This is a genomic window from Albidovulum sp., assembly GCF_049646345.1.
GTDB lineage: Bacteria > Pseudomonadota > Alphaproteobacteria > Rhodobacterales > Rhodobacteraceae > Albidovulum.
On the sequence record NZ_JBARVQ010000408.1, the window covers coordinates 1 to 3,724 of the forward strand.

The following is a 3,724-nucleotide window of genomic DNA, read 5'->3' on the forward strand; positions in this document are numbered from 1 at the left end:
CCGGTCAGATATGGATCGCGCGGCCATAGGCGTCGAGCACGGCCTCATGCATCATTTCGCTCAGCGTCGGATGCGGGAAGACGGTTTCCATCAACTCGCCTTCGGTGGTCTCAAGCGTGCGGCCGACAACGTAACCCTGGATGAGTTCGGTCACTTCCGCACCGACCATATGGGCCCCCAGAAGTTCCCCGGTCCTGGCGTCGAACACGGTCTTGATCATGCCTTCCTGTTCACCCAATGCAATCGCCTTGCCATTGCCGATGAAGGGGAAGCGGCCGACCTTGACGTCGTGCCCCGCCTCTTTCGCCTTCGCCTCGGTCAGACCGACGCTGGCTACCTGCGGATGGCAATAGGTGCAGCCTGCGATCGAGTTCGGCTTGATCGGATGCGGATGCTTGCCGGCGATCAGTTCAGCGACCATGACGCCTTCATGGCTCGCCTTATGCGCCAGCCAGGGCGCGCCGGCGATATCGCCGATGGCATAAAGCCCCTCGACACCCGTCCGGCAGTGTTCATCCGTCACCACATGGGTGCGGTCGATCTTTACACCCAGCGCCTCCAGCCCGAGGTTTTCGACATTGCCGACGATGCCGACGGCGGAGATGACCGTGTCAAACTCCATCGTTTCGGTCTTGCCGCCCGCCTCGATATGGGCGGTGACCTTGCCCCCGCCCTTCCCGTCAGGCACGCGGTCGAGCTTCTTGACCGTGCTCTTCTCCATGATCTTCATGCCCTGCTTGACGAAGGCCTTCTTGGCGAAGGCCGATATCTCGGCGTCTTCAACCGGCAGGACCCGGTCCATCACCTCGACCACGGTCGTGTCCGCGCCGAGTGTGTTGAAGAACGAGGCGAATTCGATGCCGATGGCACCGGAACCGATGACCAGCAGCTTCTTCGGCATCCGTTTCGGCATCAGCGCATGTTTGTAGGTCCAGACCAGATCGCCATCCGCCTCCAGCCCCGGCAATTCGCGGGCGCGCGCACCGGTCGCCAGCACGATGGATTTCGCCGTCAGCTCCTCGGTCCCCTTGTCGGTCTTCACCGATACAGTTCCCTTCTTCGGCAAAGTCGCCGCGCCCATGAAGGTGGTGATCTTGTTCTTCTTCATCAGATGGCCGATGCCGCCGGAAAGCTGCTTGGCCACACCACGTGAGCGTTGCACGACCGCGTCAAGGTCATAGCCGATGCCGTCGGCCTTCAGCCCGAATTCCTTCGCGCGGTGCATAAGGTGGAAGACCTCGGCCGAGCGCAGAAGCGCCTTTGTCGGGATGCAACCCCAGTTGAGGCAGATGCCGCCCATATGTTCCCGCTCGACAATCGCGACGTTCAGACCCAGCTGCGCGCCCCGGATCGCGGCGACATAGCCGCCCGGTCCCGCGCCGATCACGATCATGTCGAAACTCTTGGCCGCCATCTCATCCTCCCTCGGAAAAAGTAGTTTGATGCTAAACTACTTTTCAGATCCACACAATGCGACCAGCGCCGTGGCCGCTTGCGCCCAGCGCATGGCTGCACTCAGCCCTGTTTTTCAAGCGCCCGCACGATGGCACCATAGCCGCCATCCCTGAGGAACTCTTCTTCCTCGGCGCTTGATTTGCGCCCCAAAGCCGCATTGCGGAACGGGAAACGCCTGAAACGGCGGATGATCTCGCGATGCGCCTCGGCATGAACCAGATAACCACTCTTCGTCTCGGGCAGGCAGCGCTCCACCAGATCGACCGAGCGGTTCTGGTCGGCCATATCCTCGGAATGCTCGAACGGCATGTAGAAGAACACCCGCTCAGGCTCGGCGATTTGCAGGTCATAGCCCTTGTCGATGGCCATTGACGCCGCAGCAAGGGCGCTTGCATCGGTGGCGAAAGCCTCGGGCCGCCCCCGGAACAGGTTACGCGAAAACTGGTCGGTCAGGATCAGATAGGCCAGCGTGCCGCGCGGACCATTGCACCAGAATTCGCGCTCTCCGGCATGGGCGGCCTGCCATTCAGCACCGAACCGGGCACGGATCTCCGCGTCCACATCATCGGATGCGACATACCAGCCTTTCGGCCCGATCTCGTGCAGCCAGAAATCAATGACAGCGTCAGGTTCCGACATGATGCGCCCCCCGCATTCTGGGAATGGATACCCCAAGACTTGCAGGAAGCGCGCCGGAATGCCAGCAGAACCATGTCAGTCGGGTTTTCCGGCCTCATCCTCGGCGAGGGCGGCCGCCTCATCCTGTGCTTCGGCCGCCATTTCCGCTGCTGCCTCGACCGCGACGAGACCCGCCGTGGGCGAGAGCGCCATGTAGGACCCGGTCTGCTCGGTTGTCGGGGCCGCACGGCGCGTCATCCGCCATGCGGCGTAACCCGCCATCAGTGCGAAGAGGACCGCGATGAAAAGGAAAAAGCCCGATGGCCCGAAGACCGCCATGATCCAACCGGTCAGCAGCGGGCCACCGATGGCACCGACGCCGTTGATGAAGATCAGCCCGGCCGAGGCCGCAGGCATGTCGGCGCTTTCGAGAAAGTCATTGGTATAGGCGACCAGCAGCGAATAAAGCGGGTTCGACACCCCGCCCATCAGCGCACCGACGAAGACGAGCAGGTGGAAATTCGCCTCCATCAGCACCGGGATGATCGTGCCCACCGCACCGAAGGCCGCAAGGCCAAGGACCAGCATCCGCCGGTCCATCCGGTCCGACAGCCAGCCGATCGGGTATTGCAGGATCAGCCCGCCGACATAGATCGAGGCGACGAAGATCGACAACTCCTTGACCGACAGCCCGACATTCGCCCCCCAGACCGAGGCCATACCGAACTGTGCCGAAAAGACCCCGCCCAGCAGGAATATCCCGACACAGCCCAAGGGGGAGGTCTGATAGAGTTTCAGGAAGCTGAGCGGTTTCGTCAGTTCAAAGGCGGGTGCCGGGCTCGCCGTCAGCAGGATCGGCGTGAAGGCGATGGAAACGAGAACCGACGGGATGACGAAAAGCAGGTATCCCGAAGGATCGCCGACGTTCAGCAGGGCCTGCGCCGCGACGATGCCGATCATCTGCATGATCATGTATAGCGACAGCGCCTGCCCCCGCGTCTCATTCGTCGAGGCGTTGTTCAGCCAGCTTTCGGCGGTGATGTAGACCCCCGAGAAGGAAAAGCCGATCAGAACCCGCATCAGCGCCCAGGCGATCCAGTCGGGTGCCGCCGCATAAGCCACCAGTACCGCCGAAATCATCGACCCGAGTGCCGCGAAAACCCGCACATGGCCGACCGAGCGGATCATGCCCGGCGTCATCCGGCTGCCAAAGAGGAAGCCGAGGAAATAGGCTGACATGACGACCGACATTTCGGTGGTCGAAAAGCCCTCGATCGCGCCCCTGATCCCCAAAAGCGTGCCTTGCACACCGTTGCCGATCATCAAAAGCATCATGCCCAGAAGCAGGGGCCAGGATGTGCGCATAACAGTCAGCATCGGAACGGTCTTTCAAAAGGATTGCACGGCGGGTTACGCCGGTTGGTGATTGATTTCACGTCCCGGCGCGACCGGGTGTCACCGGATTACGCCGTACAGGCAAAAGAAGCGAGGCATCGCCATAGGAAAAAAAGCGGTAACCGGACGCGATCGCGTGATCGTAGACGCGCCGCATGCGATCCTTGCCCATCAGGGCCGAGACCAGCATCAGAAGCGTCGATTTCGGCAGGTGGAAATTGGTCATCAACCCGTCCGTCACCCGAAACGCATAGCC

Annotated in this window: 4 protein-coding genes; all 4 read right to left on the reverse strand. The window is 61.7% G+C overall.

Annotated features, from left to right (window positions below; genetic code table 11):
- Positions 1 to 4: 4 nt before the first annotated feature.
- Entirely contained in the window at positions 5 to 1,414 is a 1,410-nt protein-coding gene (gene lpdA, locus WBB85_RS10050; protein ID WP_432638481.1) for a dihydrolipoyl dehydrogenase, read from the reverse strand.
- Between the two features lie 101 nt (positions 1,415 to 1,515).
- Positions 1,516 to 2,094 (reverse strand): DUF924 family protein, encoded by a 579-nt coding sequence (locus WBB85_RS10055; protein ID WP_432638482.1) that lies wholly within the window; start codon positions 2,092 to 2,094, stop codon positions 1,516 to 1,518.
- A 75-nt stretch (positions 2,095 to 2,169) separates the two neighbouring features.
- A complete protein-coding gene (locus WBB85_RS10060; RefSeq protein WP_432638483.1) occupies positions 2,170 to 3,450 on the reverse strand; it encodes an MFS transporter in 1,281 nt (426 codons plus the stop codon).
- Positions 3,451 to 3,505: 55 nt separating this feature from the next.
- Positions 3,506 to 3,724, reverse strand: a 219-nt coding sequence (locus WBB85_RS10065; protein WP_432638484.1) for an S-adenosylmethionine:tRNA ribosyltransferase-isomerase, incomplete at its 5' end; no start/stop codon positions are given.